Origin of the sequence: uncultured Sphingosinicella sp. (genome assembly GCF_963974575.1) — a bacterium.
Taxonomy (GTDB): Bacteria; Pseudomonadota; Alphaproteobacteria; order Sphingomonadales; family Sphingomonadaceae; genus Sphingosinicella.
The window spans coordinates 118,208-133,241 of record NZ_CAXBBQ010000005.1 but is presented as its reverse complement, the minus strand read 5'-3'; the positions used below and the strand labels follow the sequence as shown (position 1 = coordinate 133,241).

Below are 15,034 nucleotides of genomic sequence, written 5' to 3'. Positions count from 1 at the left end.
CGGGGCGCGAGCCAGAGAGGGGGAGCGCCGCCAGACGAGTGGCGCGTACCCGCCCGTTTCACGCCATCACTCCTTTTACGATGCTGGATTTCCCAGACAGCATCGCCTGCATCCTGTGGGTAGCGGGGTGCAACATGCGCTGCGGCTATTGTCACAATCCGCAGATCGTGCTGGGCAAAGGAGTTTTGTCGGAAGCGGATGTTCTGAATTTTCTGCGCCGTCGCACAGGACTGCTGGATGGGGTCGTGCTTTCGGGTGGGGAGGCGACAGCGTGGCCTGGTCTCATCGCCTTCACGGCGCAAGTGAAAGCGATGGGCTTTGCCGTAAAGCTCGATACCAATGGATTGCGGCCCGATGTGGTCGCCCGGCTGCTCGCTGCCCGTCTCATCGATCGCATCGCGCTCGATTACAAGGCGCCACCGGGAAGGTTCCGTGCGGTGACCGGCACGTGCGCCTACCGGAACTTTTCCTTAACGCTCGACCTGTTGTGCGCACAACAGTCCGTGCCGTTCGAAGTGCGCACCACGGTGCATCACGCGCTTCTCGAAGATCAAGATGTGCTCGACATGGCGGGGGATCTGGCCGCCCGTGGTTACCGCGGCAATTACACCGTGCAGCAGGCGATTGCAGGCCCTGATCGGCCTACGCTCGGTAACCTGGCGCACGCCGGGCGGCCATTCGATATGGTGCGTCTTGCCACATCAAGTCCGATTGCGATGTCGTTTCGCTAATCCCTGGTATGGAATACAAGGAAGCAGTTCGATGCTGAACCCCGTTCTGATTTGCGGGGCCGGTCCCACCGGGCTGGCGCTGGCGAATGATCTTGCGATGGCAGGCATTGATGTTGTTCTGATAGAGAAAAGCGAGGAAAGATCGCTTGCCGAGCCCGTTTTCGACGGCCGCGGGATCGCCCTGACACACAAATCGACGGCAATCTTGCGCCGCCTCGGTGCATGGGAGAGACTGGCCGCTGATGCCGTGCATCCGCTGACCCGGGCCAAGGTCTACAATGGTCAGTCACCGCTCGCGCTGGCGTTCACGCCGGATACGAACAAAGGTGGCCAGCTTGGTTCGATGGTATCGAACTGCGACATCCGCCGGGCGCTTTTCGACTGCGCCGCCGCGCGCGCGAACATAAAATTGATGACCGGCGTCAGCGCTGGTCAAGTGATCACAACGCCAACGGAAGGCCGGATCACGCTTGGCAACGGGCAGTGCCTGTCGGGCCAGTTGGTGGTTGCCGCGGACTCCCGCTTTTCCACTCTCCGCAGCCAGCTGGGAATTGCGGCGCGGATGTATCGTTTGGGCAAATCGATGCTGGTCGGACGCGTTGGACTAGACAGAGACCACTGCGGGATTGCCACCGAATGGTTCGACCATGGGCAGACGTTGGCATTATTACCGCTTGGTCCGTGCATTGCTTCCGCTGTCGTTACATTGCCCGATGGACAGGCGGCAGCATTGGCCGACATGGATCCTCGCGCGCTCGGCGCAGAGCTTACGCGGCGCTTTCGTCGGCGTTCTGGGGCCATGGAAATGCTGACGCCGCTGCACCGCTATCCACTGACAATCAGCTATGCAGGGCGGTTCGCCGCCGCGCGTGCGGCGCTGGTTGGTGATGCGGCGGTGGGGATGCATCCGGTTACGGCGCATGGATTCAATCTTGGGCTATCGGGCACCGCACGCTAGGCGGGCCTCCTCCGTCAGGCGGGTGATCTTGGAGAAGCGCCACTCTTGCGGCGCTATGAAATCGGACATCGTGTCGCGACCTGGCCGCTCTATGCTGCAACCAATGCCATTGTCGGGCTGTACACCGATGAGCGAACGACGGGCCGCATCGCGCGGCACATGGGCCTCGGAGCGGCGCGCGTTACTCCGGCACGGCGCATGATCTCCCGCCTCCTGATGCAGGCGGCTTGAATGAGAGTGCTTGCAGAAGCCCACGCATCCTAAAACGGCAGAGCGCTGACCATAGCGCCGCAGCCAAGCGCCGGCTGGCCCGCCGGACAGCGGATCAACCAGTCGGCGGCGGCGAGCGCGCCTTGTGCTCCGCTGTCCTGATTGCCGAGCGCAGTGAGCCCGGCGTCATCCCAATGCGCTCGGACAAAGGATTCGCGAGAGCCCGCCGCGCCAAGTGGAGCAGCCAGCGGCAGGGTGCGCCAGCGCAGCTCATCGTCGACCCTCCGCCCTTGCAATCGTGCCAGAAGCGGCAACAGAAACAGCCGCGCGGTGACCATGGCCGAGGTGGGATTGCCTGGCAGGCCGAGCACCCATTTTCCTTGTGCACGGCCCAGCCAGACGGGCTTTCCGGGCTTGATCGCGACTTTGGCAAACAGCAGTTCCAGCCCGTGCGCAGCGAACATCGGCCTCGCAAAATCACGCTCGCCGACCGAAGCGCCGCCGGTAACGATCACAAGGTCCGCCGCATCGAGCGCCGCCGCCGCCAATGCCTCGAGGGCCGGGAGCTGGTCCATGCCGGTTGCGCGGTAGACTATGGCGGCACCTGCCTGTTGCACCATGGCTGCAACACCAAAGGTCACGCTTTCCGGGATGGCATCCTCGCGTTGATAGGCCTGACCAGGCGCGGCGAGTTCATCCCCAGTACCGATGATCGCGACGCGTGGACGCGCAGCGACGAGAAGGTCCGCCACGTCCGCTGCGGCTGCCGCGACCATTGCCCGCGGGGTCAGCCGCGTCCCGGCATCAAGCAGCAAAGCACCAGCAGCAAAATCGCTGCCCGAGGCCCGCACATGCCAAGCAGGGCCATATCCGCGGTTGAAGCGCACCACATCGCCTTGTCGTGTCGCATACTCCTGCATGATGCAGCGGTCGGACCCTTCCGGCATGGGAGCGCCAGTGAAGATTCGCACCGCTTCGCCGGGTGCGATCCGTCCGCCAAACCCTGCCCCGGCGCAACTTTCCCCAATCACCCGCAGCGCTTCTCCGACCTGCGTCCCTGCATCGACCACTGCATAGCCATCCATCGCGGCGACCGCCCGGCGCGGAACATTGCTGCGGGCGTGTAGCGGTTCGGCAAGGACGCGCCCTTCAGCCTCCGCCAGCGGCACAGTTACTGTTCCCAGCGGACCGACTGCGCTTCCGATAAGAGCGATTGCCGCTTCGAATCCGATCACGTCGTCGCCCGCGTGCGATGGCCCGCTCATGCGCATAAACCCCGCAGACGTGGAACCTGCCCGGCAATCGAGCAGGGGCGATAGCGGCTGTCGAATTCAAGGCCCAGCACCAGATCCCACGCATCGCGGCAGGCACCGGTCGATCCTGGCAGGCAGAAGACAAACGTATCTTCTGCCTGCCCGGCAAAGGCGCGCGATTGCAGGGTCGAGATGCCGATTGTGCCCATGCTTGCCTGGTGGAACACCACGCTAAACCCATCCATCATTCGCCGCAGCAGCGGTATCACGGCTTCTGGCGTTACGTCGCGCGGTGTAAATCCGGTGCCGCCCGTGCTGAGGATGATGTCCACACTGGGGTCGGCAATCCACGCGCGCATCTGTGTGCGGATCGGTTCGACATCGTCTGTGACAATTGCTCTTGCAGCGAGCAAATGCCCGGCTGCGGTCAACCGCTCGGCCAAAAGTGCGCCAGACGTATCGGTATCCGGATTGCGCGTATCAGACACGGTCAGCACTGCGATGTTTAGCGGGTGGAAGGTCAACCTCTCGTCAATTCCGGGCATGAGTTTTCTCACCCGATCGGAAGTGTCTCCTAGCCCGCTGTGATGGGTTCGAACTGACGGTCGCTATCATGCTAACCTCCGATAGAAGCGAGATGCGGGGTCGCACCGCTGTCGCCCATATGCAAACGGTGTGCGGGTGCCTTGGTAGCGGTTAGCTTCACGATCTGCGCGACCAGCGCATTCTCGTCATCCCCCTGCAGCAGCGGACGTAGGTCGATGCCGCCGTCGCCGAACAGGCAGAGGTGCAGTTTTCCTTCGGAGGATAGTCGCAGCCGATTGCAGCTCGCGCAGAAATCCGGCGAATACGGCGCAATGATGCCGATGCGCCCCTTGGCTGCCGGATGTGCATATTCGACCGCCGGCCCGGCGCCGGGGAGACGCGGCAGCCGCTGCCAGCCTGCTGCCTTGAGCTGATCGACCACGGCCGTCCCAGCAAGATGGCGCTTCCCGAAAAAGGCGACATTGTCGTTGGTCCGCATTACCTCGATGAAACGGAGCGACAGATCGTGCGCTGCCACGAAATCAATCATGGCCACCAGTTCGTCGTCATTGACACCGCGCATCAGAACGGCGTTGAGTTTGACACTGTCGAACCCGGCCGCCTGCGCCGCCGACACTCCGCGCAAGACCTCCGCCAGCCGATCGTGCCCGGTGATCGCCGCGAAACGCGCAGGATCGAGCGAGTCGACGCTGATATTGATCGTGCTGATGCCGGCGTCCCGCCACGCCCGCGCGTACTCCGCAAGGCGATAGCCGTTAGTTGTCATCGCCAGTTGACGAATTCCCGGCACCGCAGCGATAGCGCGCGCGATCTGTGTGAAATCGCTGCGTAGTGTCGGCTCACCACCGGTCAAGCGCACTTTCCACAAACCAAGCCGCGCAAAGGCTCGCACCGCACGGATCGTTTCAGCGATGGACAGGGGGTGTGATTTTCCGTGCACCTTGCGGTAGCCTTCGGGCAGGCAATAGGTGCAGCGGAAATTGCACACATCGGTCAGCGACAGACGCAGATATTCGAATTGGCGTCCGATGGCATCGGTCAGGCCCCGGTTCTCGTCCATTCCCACGAAGATCTGATCCGGATTGCGCGCGATGATCACTGGACCAGCGGCCCTTCGGCGATGGGCAGCGTCACGCCTTCGACAGGCGTTTCACTCGCCAGGATGGCGAGATATTGCGCTGTCGCGCGGCGCGCACTCGCTTCTTCCAGGTAGTCGCGGATGGTGGGTTCCACGACCTCGAACGGCAGAGGTTGTCCATCGATCCGGCGTCCCGCACGCACGACATGCACACCATAAGGAGAGCGTACAGGCTCAACGCAGAGCTCGCCCTCGCCAAGCGCAAACAGTGCAGCCTCAAACGCTGCGACTGTCTGGCCGCGCCCGATCTGTCCGAGGTTGCCGCCCTGCGCTTTTGACGGGCAGGCTGAATGTTCGCGTGCCAAATCCGCGAACCGCGATGGGTCGGCCTGGATCTTGCGGATCAGCGTCCGCACGTCACCGACCGCCAGACTGTAGGCGAGCCGGTCTGACGGGTTCGCCGCGATCAGGATGTGCTCTGCCTCGATCAGCGTTTCGCTGGCAAAGCGGGTACGGTGCCGCTCGTAGAAGCGTCGTGCCTCTTTGGTCGTGGCGCTGGGCACCTTGACTGCCGAAGTCAGTAGGGCGTCGATGCGGGCATCTTCCTCGATAAGCAGCCGTCCTTCGGTATCGCGACTTTCCTGCGCGATGATGCCTTGCCGGTCCGCCTCGGTCAGCAGCAACTGACGAATCACCAAGGCTTCGGCAGCGGCCTGCCAGGCGGTACCAGCGTCGGGGGCGGGATGATTCTGCACTTCGGCGGCAATCGCGCCGGCGGGAATCTCTACACCGCCGACCCGAACGACCGCACGCTCGACAAGCTCAACCATGGCTGAGCCTCCGCCGCGAACGGACGATCTGGTAGCCGCCCCGCCAGAGGTAACGCACCGGTGCCGACAGCATGTGGACCAGACGCGTGAACGGGAAGATCAGCAAAATGGTGAGGCCGAGGAACAGGTGTAGTTTGAAGATAATGTGGACGTCAGCGATATAGCTGGCGGCGTCACTGCGAAAGGTGAAAATACCCTGGGCCCAGTTCATGAACTTGACCATTTCATGCCCATCGAGATGCCCGGCCGACAACGGAATGGTTGCGAGTCCCAGCGCCAGCTGCACCCACAGGATCAGGATAATCATATTGTCGCTGAAATTGGAGGCCGCACGTACACGGGAATCGAAGAAACGGCGATGGATGAGCAGGGTGGCGCCGATGATTGCCATCACACCTGCAATGCCACCAGCGATGATGGCCAGAAGCTGTTTCGCGCCATGGCTGATGTCCAGCGCGTCGAACAGCGCAATCGGGGTCAACAAGCCGACAAGGTGGCCGAAAAAGACGAATAGAACCCCGATGTGGAAGAGTACCGACCCCCACATCAGCTGCTTGCGCCGCAACAGTTGGCTGGAGCCGGAGCGCCAACTGTAGGGTTCGCGGTCGAAGCGGATGATCGACCCAATGGCGAGCACGCCGAGTGCGATATAGGGATAAATACCGAACAGAAGATGATGGACGAAAGCTTCCATGGCTCAGTTCCTCGGGCGTTTTGTGGCCGGGGCCGGATCGTACATACGATCCAGAATAGCGCTCACCTGCGGACAGGACGCCCCTGGATCGGGCGCCGCGTCTGCAGTGAAACGGATCTCTTCCTCTGCCCATTGTGCATCGAGCGTCTCCAGATCATCGGGATCGTCTACCGGGGAGAGTGCCTTTTGCGCCTCCTCGTCCTGCTCGACCTCCGCGATCTCGCAGAGCAGCGCCAGCAGCGGGGCATAATCCGAGCCGCGCTCGGCCAGCCGCGCAGCGAGCGCGACAAGAACAACGCCGGGCTCGGCGAGGGTTTCGCGTGCGGCCGCTTCGGACAATGTAGAGCAATAGTCAAGGAACAAGGGTAGATAATCGGGCAATTCATTGCCCGCCGGTTCAAGCCCTGCATCGAGATAGCGTTGGCGCAGATCGACCATCGCCTGGCCGCGGTCACGGCTCTCGCCATGGACGTGCTCGAACAGGTGAAGGCTGTGTGACCGCCCCCGGTCGAACAGCTCGACATAGGCTTCCTGCGCGGCATAGATGTCACTGGCGGCAAGGCGGGTCAGCAACGGGTGCAGCCGCCTCACTGTATCGCGCGGCAATGCCGGATCCGCCGCTAGTCGTTCGCGGATTTCGCTGCATACCGCCTGGAGGTCGGGCGTCGGATAGCTGAGCAGGAGCGAGAAAAGGTGCAGATTGTGCATCAGAACACCTCCGTCGGCGTTTGCAGCTTCTTGCGTGCCGGCGCGCCGAACATGTTGCTACTGGTGGTGCCGCTCGAACAGCCGTTACCGAAGGAAAAGCCGCACGAACCGCGCTCATCGAACATGTCCTCGGCATCCTCGCGGTGTCCGGTTGGGATAACGAAACGGTCTTCATAGTCCGCCAGCGCCATGACCTTGTACATTTCCTCGATCTGCTTCGCCGTCAGGCCTACCGCTTCCGCTATGGCGTCATTCTGAACGCCCTCGATCGTTTTCGAACGCATGTAGCCGCGCATCGCGAGCATACGTTCGAGGCAGAGCGCCACTGGCTTCTCGTCACCTGCCGTCAGCAGGTTCGCGAGATACTTGAGTGGAATGCGCAAGCTGCGGATATCAGGCATTCCGTTGTTGACCGAGATCTGACCCGCGCTCGCCGCCGCATTGATCGGCGACAGGGGTGGCACATACCACACCATCGGCAGCGTGCGATATTCAGGATGCAGCGGGAAGGCCACCTTCCATTCCATCGCCATCTTGTAGACGGGCGAATGACGGGCCGCCTCCAGCCAGGCCTCTGGAACCCCGTCCTTGCGGGCCTGTTCGATCACCTTGGGATCATTGGGATCAAGGAAGATGTCCAGCTGCGCCTGATAGAGATCCTCGACATCGGCAACGCTCGCCGCCTCCTCGATCCGATCCGCGTCATAGAGCATGACCCCCAGATACCGGATGCGCCCGACGCAGGTTTCCGAACACACGGTCGGCTGTCCGGCTTCGATGCGCGGATAGCAGAAGATGCACTTCTCCGATTTCCCGGTTTTCCAGTTGTAGTAGATTTTTTTGTAGGGGCAGCCGGAGACGCACATCCGCCAACCCCGGCAGGCTTCCTGGTCAATGAGGACGATACCATCTTCCTCACGCTTGTAGATGGCGCCCGAAGGACAGGCCGCGACGCAGGTGGGATTGAGGCAATGTTCGCACAGCCGAGGCAGATACATCATGAAGGTGTTTTCGAACTGGCCGTATATTTCCTTTTGCACGCCCTCGAAGTTGTAATCCTCGGAGCGTTTGGAAAATTCGCCGCCCAGTATTTCTTCCCAGTTGGGGCCCCAGTTGATCTTTTCCATTCGTTCGCCTGACACCAGGCTGCGTGGCCGCGCCGTGGGGAAAGCCTTGCTCTCGCCCGTCTTTTGCAGATGGGCATAATCGAAGGTGAAGGGCTCGTAATAATCGTCGATCTCGGGCAGATCTGGATTGGCAAAGATCTTTGCGAGCAACCGCCACTTACCGCCCATACGCGGACGGATCGACCCACCAGCATCGCGAACCCAGCCGCCGTTCCAGCGCTTCTGGTTTTCCCAGTCCTTGGGATAGCCGATGCCGGGTTTGGTTTCGACGTTGTTGAACCACGCATATTCCATGCCTTCGCGGCTGGTCCACACGTTCTTGCAGGTGACGGAACAGGTGTGGCAGCCGATGCACTTGTCGAGATTGAGCACCTTTCCGATCTGGGCGCGGATCTTCATGCTGCGGCCTCCCCATCGGCGAGGGCTCCCTCGAGCCAATCGACCTTTTGCAGTTTGCGGACGATCACATATTCGTCGCGGTTTGACCCGACCGTCCCATAGTAGTTGAAGCCGTAGGCGAGCTGGACATAGCCGCCGATCATGTGCGTCGGTTTCAGCACCGCGCGGGTAACGCTGTTGTGGATACCGCCCCGCTGACCGGTAAGCGGCGAACCGGGGACATTCACGATCTTTTCTTGCGCGTGGTACATGAACAATGTGCCTTCCTTCATCCGCTGCGACACGACTACACGTGCAACCAGCGCGCCGTTGCTGTTGAAAGCCTCAACCCAGTCGTTGTCGACGAGACCCGCCTTGGCGGCGTCGATCTCGCTCATCCACACGATCGGCCCACCGCGGGACAGCGTGAGCATCAGCAGATTGTCGGTGTAGGTCGAATGGATGCCCCATTTCTGGTGCGGTGTGATGAAGTTGAGGATGACGTGCGGCGCGTCTTTGGCCTCATCGAGCATCGGCTTTACCGCCTTCGTGTCGATTGGCGGTCGATAGACGCAAAACCCTTCGCCAAAGGCGCGCATCCACTTGTGATCCTGATAGAGTTGTTGCCGCCCGGTCAGCGTGCGCCACGGGATCAGCTCGTGGACGTTGGTGTAGCCCGCATTATAGCAGACGTGTTCGCTTTCAATACCCGACCATGTCGGGGAGGAAATGATCTTCCTCGGCTGTGCCTGAATGTCGCGGAAGCGAATCTTCTCGTCTTCCTTGGGTAGCGCCAGGTGCGTGTGGTCACGGCCGGTGTTCCTTGACAGCGCCGCCCAGGCCTTGACTGCGACCTCGCCGTTGGTTTCAGGCGCCAGCATCAAGATCACCTCGGCCGCGTCGATGGCGCTTTCGATCTGCGGTCGTCCTTTCGTCACGCCGTCTTCAAGCACCGGGCCGTTGAGTCGGCGGAGATTCTCGATCTCGTGATCGGTGTTCCAGCCGATCCCCTTACCGCCGTTGCCGAGCTTTTCCATCAGTGGCCCCAGCGCCGTGAAACGCTTGTAAAGGTTCGGATAATCCCGTTCGATCAGCGCCACGGTCGCCATCGTCCGGCCTGGGATCGGTTCCGTCTCGCCCTTGCCCCAGTCGGCAACGTCGAAAGGTTGAGCGATCTCGTTCGGGCTGTCGTGCTGGATGGGGGTCAGCACCACATCATGCTCGATACCCAGAACCTCGGGCGCGACTTCGGAGAATGTTTTCGCGATACCCTTGTAGATGTCCCAGTCGCTGCGCGATTCCCACACGGGATCGACCGCCGCCGACAGCGGGTGAATGAACGGGTGCATATCGGACGTGTTGAGGTCGTCCTTTTCATACCAGCTCGCAGTCGGCAGGACGATGTCCGAATAAACGCAGGTGGTCGACATGCGGAAATCAAGGGTCACGAGGAGGTCGAGTTTTCCCTTCGGCGCATCCTCGTGCCACTTCACGTCCTTCGGCTTCTGCGCACCAGTTTCGCCGAGATCCTTGCCCTGCACGCCGTGTGCGGTTCCGAGCAGATGCTTGAGGAAATATTCGTGGCCCTTGCCCGACGACCCCAGCAAATTGGAGCGCCAGACAAACATGTTCCGCGGCCAGTTGGCAGGATCGTCCGGATCGAAACAGGAAAGCTCGATTTCGCCCGCCTTCAGTGCGGCGGCGACATAGGGCCCTGCCTCCTTGCCGGACGCCTTCACAGCCTTACCGATGGTGAGCGGATTGGTCTTGAGTTGCGGCGCGGACGGCAGCCAACCCATGCGCTCGGCGCGCACGTTGTAGTCGATCAGGCTGGCGTCCCAATCCCCTTCCGGTGCAGTGGGGGACAGGATCTCATCGACACCCAACGTTTCGTAACGCCACTGGTCGGTGTGCGCGTAGAAAAAGCTGGTCGAGTTCATGTGGCGTGGCGGCCGGTTCCAGTCGAGTGCAAAGGCGAGCGCGGTCCAGCCGGTCTGCGGTCGCAGCTTTTCCTGCCCAACGTAGTGCGACCAACCACCACCTGACTGGCCAACACATCCACACATCACCAACAGGTTGATGATGCCGCGATAGTTCATGTCCATGTGATACCAGTGGTTGAGACCGGCCCCCAGGATCACCATCGACTTGCCTTTGGTGATCTCTGCGTTGTTTGCAAATTCACGTGCGACGGTGATGATGTGATCTGCAGGTACGCCGGTGATCTTTTCCGCCCAGGCAGGCGTGTAGGGCACGTTAAGACTGTAATCCCGCGCGACGTTGCCGCCCCCAAGGCCTCGGTCGAGTCCGTAGTTCGCGCAGAACAGATCAAACACCGTTGCGACAAGTGCCTTACCGTCCTTGAGCGCAATCTCACGGACAGGCACGCGACGGTTCAGAACATCAGCATGGTCCGTGCCCTGGAAATGATCATGTTCGCGATTGCCGAAATAGGGGAAGGCGACATCGACGACAACATCATGGTCGCCGCCAAGGATCGCGGTCATGCGCAGCTGGGTCTCCGCGCCTTTGCCATCCTTCTCCTCCAGATTCCATTTGCCATGCTCACCCCAACGGAAGCCAGCCGAGCCTAGCGGTACCACCGGCTCGCCGCTCTTCGCATCGATGGCGACGGTCTTCCATTCCGGGTTGTTGGTCTCCCCCAGCGCATCCTTGAAGTCGGACGCGCGCAGCAGTCGTTCGGGCACCAGTCCGCCCTTGCCGGGCACCAGTCTCACCAGCATCGGCATGTCCGAATATTTGCGGCAGTAATCCTCGAAATATTCCGCCTGCCGATCGAGGTGGAATTCGCGCAGGATAACATGCCCCATCGCCATGGCGAGCGCGGCGTCCGTACCCTGCTTGGGGTTCAGCCACAGGTCGGCGAACTTGGTGGCCTCTGCATAGTCGGGTGACACCACCGCCACCTTGGCGCCGCGATAGCGAGCCTCGGTCATGAAATGGGCATCGGGGGTCCGCGTCTGCGGAACATTCGAACCCCACATCATCAGGAATCCGGCGTTGTACCAATCCGCGCTCTCCGGAACGTCGGTCTGCTCTCCCCAGGTCTGCGGGCTCGACGGCGGCAGGTCGCAATACCAGTCGTAAAAGCTCATGCAGGTGCCGCCGAGCAGCGACAGATAGCGCGATCCGGCGGCATAGCTGACCATCGACATGGCCGGGATAGGCGAAAAGCCGATGACCCGATCCGGCCCATAGGTCTTGGCGGTATAGGCATTGGCCGAAGCGATGATCTCGTTCACTTCTTCCCAGGTCGCGCGCACGAAGCCGCCGTGGCCGCGAATGGCGGTATAGCTTTTGCGCTTGATTGGATCCTCGACGATCGATGCCCAGGCCGCGACTGGCGTGCGGATGACCCGCGCTTCGCGCCACAGCTTGAGCAAGCGGGAGCGAACCATCGGATATTTCAGCCGCTGCGCCGAATAGATATACCAGCTGTAGCTCGCGCCGCGCGGGCAGCCCCGGGGTTCATGGTTGGGGAGATCGGGCCTCGTGCGGGGATAGTCGGTCTGCTGGGTTTCCCAGGTAATGATCCCGCCTTTGACGTAGATTTTCCAGGAACAGGAGCCGGTGCAGTTCACGCCGTGGGTGGAGCGCACGATCTTGTCGTGCTGCCAGCGTTTCCGATAGCCATCCTCCCAGTCGCGGTTCTGGTTGGTGGTGATGCCGTGACCGTTGGAAAAGGACTGCTTAGCCTGCCGGAAAAAGGTCAGGCGGTCGAGTAGCTGGCTCATGCGGCAACTCCCTGGATGAAGGTGGGGGTACCGGCGGGGGCAGGCGCACGACCGCGTTCAATGTCGTGCAAGAGCCCGCCGCGCCGGGTGTAGATGAACCACGTCAGCGCAGCACAACTGGCGTAGAAGATAAGGAAGCTGATTAGTGCCGCCATCGGCGAGCCTGTCACAGCGATGGATGAACCAAAGCTCTTGGGGATAAAGAAGGCGCCGTAGGCCGCGATAGCTGACGTGAAACCGACAATCGCCGCCGATTCCTTTTCCGCTTGCCGCACCTGCTCCGCTGCAGACAGGTGCGGCATAAGCCGCGGCACCTCGAGGCGCATGATGTTGGGGATCATCTGGAAGGTCGAAGCATTACCCACACCGGTCATGAAGAACATGAAGATGAACATGCCGAGGAAGCCCCACCAATTGGCGGCTTCAAGGAAATAGATCACACCGACCACGCCGATCATCATCAGCACGAATACCCACAAGGTGACGCGTGCGCCGCCCCAGCGGTCCGATACCCAGCCGGTGCCTGCGCGGCTCAGCGCCCCGACCAGCGGGCCGAGGAAGATGAATTTGAGCACATCGACATCGGGAAACTGATGCTTGGCCAGCAGAGGCAGGCCTGCGGAAAAGCCGATGAACGAACCGAAGGTTCCGGTGTAGAGCCAGCACATGAGCCAGTTATGCTTACGCTGGAAGATCACGGCCTGTTCGGCGAAGCTCGCTTTGGCATCGGCGATATCATCCATCCCGAACCAGGCGAGGAGCGTGGAGGCGATGATGAATGGCACCCAGATGAAGCCGGCATTCTGCAACCACAGCTGTCCGCCCTCGCTCGATGGACGTGGATCGCCGCCAATGGCACCAAATACGCCCGCGGTAATCACCAGCGGCACCGCGAACTGCATCACCGAAACGCCCAGGTTGCCGAGGCCCGCGTTGAGCGCCAGCGCGTTGCCCTTTTGCGCCTTGGGGAAGAAGAAACTGATATTCGACATCGACGAGGCAAAATTGCCGCCGCCGAAGCCGCACAGCAGTGCCAGCACGAGGAAGATCAGATAGGGCGTATCCGGGTTCTGCACCGCATAGCCAATACCGAAAGCCGGGATCAGCAGCGACGCGGTCGACAGTGTCGTCCATAGCCGCCCACCGAAGATCGGCACCATGAAGCTGTAGAAGATGCGGAAGGTCGCACCCGACAGCCCCGGCAGCGCGGCGAGCCAGAACAGCTGATCAGTGGTATAATTGAAGCCGATCGCCGGCAATTTCGCAACCACCATCGACCACACCATCCAGACCGAGAAGGCGAGCAACAGTGCGGGAATGGAGATTGTGAGATTCCGCTGCGCAATGCGCTGGCCGGTCGTTTCCCAAAAATTCTTGTCTTCCGGACGCCATTCCGTGATCACCCTCGCCGGTTGGGCGGCGGCATGGCGTCCCTCCTCGTGGATCGAGGCCATTTCGGGGAACTGCGGCAGGGTGCGCTGATCGAGCCCGCTTGCATTCTGCTCCATCTGGCGCACCGCCATGTGCATCCAGGCAAGCGCTACGCCGACGAGCGCGAACAACACCATGAAACAGCTGGTCCAGATGTTGGTGAGATCGTTGGCCGCGCCGAATACGATCGGCAGGATGAAGCCTCCCAGACCGCCAACCATGCCAACCATACCGCCGACCGCACCGACATGCTCCGGATAATAGACCGGGATGTGTTTGTAGACCGCCGCTTTGCCCAGCGACATGAAGAAGCCGAGCACAAACACCGTGATCACAAAGGGAACCAACCCCATCGAGGTGGAGAAGCGGATGTCGCCGTCAATGCCGTGAATGACATAGTCAGTCGAAGGATAGGCGAGCATGAACAGGCAAAGAAGCGACACGCCGAAGGTTGCGTACATCACCTTGCGCGCACCATAACGGTCGGACAGCATCCCGCCGTAGGCGCGGAACAGGCTGGCCGAGAGGGAGAAGGTTGCCGCGAGCATACCCGCCACCTTGATGTCGACGCCATAGACCCCGACCAGATAGTTGGGCAACCAGAGGGCAAGTGCGACAAAGGCACCGAACACGAAGAAATAATAGAGTGAGAAGCGCCAGACCTGTTGATGGCGAAGCGGCTCAAGCTGCTCGATCAGACTGCGCGGTTTTTCACCGCGCGCCTTGCGCGCCTCAAACGCGGGGTCGTTGCGCGCAAAGAGGAAAAACAGCACCGCCGCAACCGCCAAGCCGACCGCCCAAATCTGGGCAACCGCCTGCCAACCCATCGCGACCATCACGAAGGGCGCAAGGAGTTTTGTCACCGCCGCGCCGACATTGCCCATGCCAAAGATGCCGAGTGCTGTCCCCTGCTTCTCGGGCGGGAACCATTTGGAGACATAGGCAACGCCGACAGCGAACCCCCCACCCGCAAGCCCAAGCCCCAGCGCGGCGAGCAGCATGAGGAAATAGCTGTCGGCGGTCGACAGCAGCCAGGTGGAAACTGCCGACGCCAACATCGTCATCGGGAACATCAGCCGACCGCCGAATTGGTCCGTCCAGATACCAAAAAAGACCCGTACGAGCGACCCGGTCAGGATGGGCGTGCCCACCAGCAGACCGAACTGGGTGTCGTTGAGGCCCAACTGGCTTTTGATTTCGATCCCAATGATGGCAAAGATGGTCCAAACCGCGAAGCATGTGGTGAACGCAAGAGTGCTCAAGCTCAACGCTTTGGCTTGAAGGCCTTTGGTCGGCTGGATCGCTGTTGTCGCGTCATTCATGATTCCACCCCGC

General features: G+C 61.2%; 12 protein-coding genes. 3 read left to right on the top strand and 9 right to left on the bottom strand.

The window, feature by feature from the left end; translation table 11 throughout:
* Positions 1-38 precede the first annotated feature (38 nt).
* From AAC014_RS10835 to AAC014_RS10825, 3 genes are read left to right on the top strand one after another with little or no spacing between them, the layout of a single operon-like run.
* On the top strand, positions 39-731 hold the full coding sequence (locus AAC014_RS10835; RefSeq protein WP_339708257.1) for an anaerobic ribonucleoside-triphosphate reductase activating protein: 693 nt from the start codon (positions 39-41) through the stop codon (positions 729-731).
* A 31-nt stretch (positions 732-762) separates the two neighbouring features.
* On the top strand, positions 763-1,689 hold the full coding sequence (locus tag AAC014_RS10830) for an FAD-dependent monooxygenase (protein ID WP_339708254.1): 927 nt from the start codon (positions 763-765) through the stop codon (positions 1,687-1,689).
* A 45-nt stretch (positions 1,690-1,734) separates the two neighbouring features.
* Positions 1,735-1,920, top strand: a complete 186-nt coding sequence (locus tag AAC014_RS10825) for a hypothetical protein (RefSeq protein WP_339708251.1) — start codon at positions 1,735-1,737, stop codon at positions 1,918-1,920.
* Positions 1,921-1,949: 29 nt separating this feature from the next.
* On the opposite strand, the gene AAC014_RS10820 is transcribed toward AAC014_RS10825, so the two are convergent.
* From AAC014_RS10820 to AAC014_RS10780, 9 genes are all read right to left on the bottom strand, one after another.
* Positions 1,950-3,134 (bottom strand): molybdopterin molybdotransferase MoeA, encoded by a 1,185-nt coding sequence (locus AAC014_RS10820; protein WP_339708249.1) that lies wholly within the window; start codon positions 3,132-3,134, stop codon positions 1,950-1,952.
* 26 nt (positions 3,135-3,160) lie between these two features.
* Entirely contained in the window at positions 3,161-3,697 is a 537-nt protein-coding gene (moaB, locus tag AAC014_RS10815) for a molybdenum cofactor biosynthesis protein B (protein WP_121052434.1), read from the bottom strand.
* Between the two features lie 71 nt (positions 3,698-3,768).
* Positions 3,769-4,797: a GTP 3',8-cyclase MoaA gene (gene moaA, locus AAC014_RS10810; protein ID WP_339708246.1), complete on the bottom strand. Its 1,029-nt coding sequence runs from the start codon at positions 4,795-4,797 to the stop codon at positions 3,769-3,771.
* Positions 4,794-5,606 carry a peptidylprolyl isomerase gene (locus AAC014_RS10805; RefSeq protein ID WP_339708243.1) on the bottom strand — a complete coding sequence of 271 codons (813 nt, stop codon included), beginning with the start codon at positions 5,604-5,606 and terminating at the stop codon, positions 4,794-4,796. Before AAC014_RS10805 ends, moaA begins: the two co-directional genes overlap by 4 nt.
* Positions 5,599-6,300, bottom strand: coding sequence for a respiratory nitrate reductase subunit gamma (gene narI / locus AAC014_RS10800; protein WP_121052430.1), 702 nt, complete (start codon positions 6,298-6,300; stop codon positions 5,599-5,601). The genes AAC014_RS10805 and narI overlap by 8 nt, the downstream gene beginning before the upstream one ends.
* 3 nt (positions 6,301-6,303) lie before the next feature.
* Entirely contained in the window at positions 6,304-7,008 is a 705-nt protein-coding gene (gene narJ / locus AAC014_RS10795) for a nitrate reductase molybdenum cofactor assembly chaperone (RefSeq protein WP_339708240.1), read from the bottom strand.
* Positions 7,008-8,534, bottom strand: a complete 1,527-nt coding sequence (narH, locus tag AAC014_RS10790; RefSeq protein WP_339708237.1) for a nitrate reductase subunit beta — start codon at positions 8,532-8,534, stop codon at positions 7,008-7,010. The genes narJ and narH overlap by 1 nt, the downstream gene beginning before the upstream one ends.
* A complete protein-coding gene (locus AAC014_RS10785; protein ID WP_339708235.1) occupies positions 8,531-12,268 on the bottom strand; it encodes a nitrate reductase subunit alpha in 3,738 nt (1,245 codons plus the stop codon). The genes narH and AAC014_RS10785 overlap by 4 nt, the downstream gene beginning before the upstream one ends.
* The gene (locus tag AAC014_RS10780) at positions 12,265-15,021 is read right to left on the bottom strand and encodes an MFS transporter (protein ID WP_339708233.1); all 2,757 of its coding nucleotides are present in this window, start codon (positions 15,019-15,021) and stop codon (positions 12,265-12,267) included. The genes AAC014_RS10785 and AAC014_RS10780 overlap by 4 nt, the downstream gene beginning before the upstream one ends.
* Between the last annotated feature and the right edge of the window lie 13 nt (positions 15,022-15,034).

Bases quoted from the DNA above. Each gene is read 5' to 3' on its own strand.
- AAC014_RS10785 (WP_339708235.1), bottom strand. From the start codon at position 12,268: ATGAGCCAGCTACTCGACCGCCTGACCTTTTTCCGGCAGGCTAAGCAG.
- narJ (WP_339708240.1), bottom strand. From the start codon at position 7,008: ATGCACAATCTGCACCTTTTCTCGCTCCTGCTCAGCTATCCGACGCCC.
- narH (WP_339708237.1), bottom strand. From the start codon at position 8,534: ATGAAGATCCGCGCCCAGATCGGAAAGGTGCTCAATCTCGACAAGTGC.
- narI (WP_121052430.1), bottom strand. From the start codon at position 6,300: ATGGAAGCTTTCGTCCATCATCTTCTGTTCGGTATTTATCCCTATATC.
- AAC014_RS10830 (WP_339708254.1), top strand. From the start codon at position 763: ATGCTGAACCCCGTTCTGATTTGCGGGGCCGGTCCCACCGGGCTGGCG.
- AAC014_RS10805 (WP_339708243.1), bottom strand. From the start codon at position 5,606: ATGGTTGAGCTTGTCGAGCGTGCGGTCGTTCGGGTCGGCGGTGTAGAG.
- AAC014_RS10780 (WP_339708233.1), bottom strand. From the start codon at position 15,021: ATGAATGACGCGACAACAGCGATCCAGCCGACCAAAGGCCTTCAAGCC.
- moaB (WP_121052434.1), bottom strand. From the start codon at position 3,697: ATGCCCGGAATTGACGAGAGGTTGACCTTCCACCCGCTAAACATCGCA.